Below are 861 nucleotides of genomic sequence, written 5' to 3'. Positions count from 1 at the left end.
CCGGCACGTAGATCCTCTCCTTGGCGTCCAGGAGCAGGCACCCAGCCAGGTGGTATCTGGTGGATCCGCCGCCCCGCGCCACCTCCACCAGCCGCCGAGTGGTGGCGTCGGACTTGTAGGCGGCGCGGATGTCCTCGGCCGGGCCCGGGTCGGGCTCCAGCCGGGCCGCCGCCGCCTCCAGGGGACGGGCGGGGTGCCGCGCCGAGGCGCGGTCGTCAATCCCCGAGCCCGCGCCCTCCTCGCGCCTGCTCAGCGCGTCGGCCGCGGCGTTGGTCTCGCCGCGCCGGTAGTGGATGGTAAAGTCAAAGGGCGAGAGCTGCTCGACCCAGCGCGCCTGTCGTCCCGACAGGTTGCGACGCTCTGAGAAGAAGTACTGCAGCGAGTGGTGGTCCGTGTAGACGTCCGTGTGCTGTCCCAGCACGTAAAACCTGAACTTGAGCAGGCAGTGCACGATGGCGAGCTCCTCGAGCTCGTGCACGGGGTAGTTGCGCTCGGCCGCCGTCAGCGAGCGCGACTCGTAGGCCACCGGCTGTGGCCCCTGGCCCTGGTCCTGCAGGAGGACGCCTCCGATGCCGGCGAGGCTGGCGTCCGTCCGCAGGACGAAGGGGCGCGCCAGGTCCGGCGTCACCAGCACCGGGGCCGAGGCCAGGGCCTCCTTGATCCCCTGGAAGCCCTGCTCCTGCTGTTGGCTCCAGGCCCAGGCGGCGTCCTTCTTCAGCAGCGCGGTCAGGGGCGCCGTCAGGCGGGAGGCCCCCGCCACGAACCGCCGGCAAAAGGTGAACAGGCCCAGCAGGCGCTGCACGTCCAGCGCGCACGCGGGCCGGGGCCAGCTCCGGACGGCCTCCACCTTGGCGGGGTCGA

Annotated in this window: 1 protein-coding gene; it reads right to left on the bottom strand. The window is 72.2% G+C overall.

What is annotated here, in order from left to right; all coding sequences use genetic code 11:
• The coding region (locus tag JFN88_RS16980) for a Ty3/Gypsy family RNase HI domain-containing protein (RefSeq protein ID WP_199020500.1) at positions 1-861 on the bottom strand (861 nt) is incomplete at both ends.

Origin of the sequence: Paenibacillus roseus (assembly GCF_016424485.1) — a bacterium.
Lineage (GTDB): Bacteria > Bacillota > Bacilli > Paenibacillales > Paenibacillaceae > Paenibacillus_D > Paenibacillus_D roseus.
The sequence above is the reverse complement of the archived record's forward strand: the minus strand, read 5'-3'. Positions and strand labels throughout refer to the sequence as shown.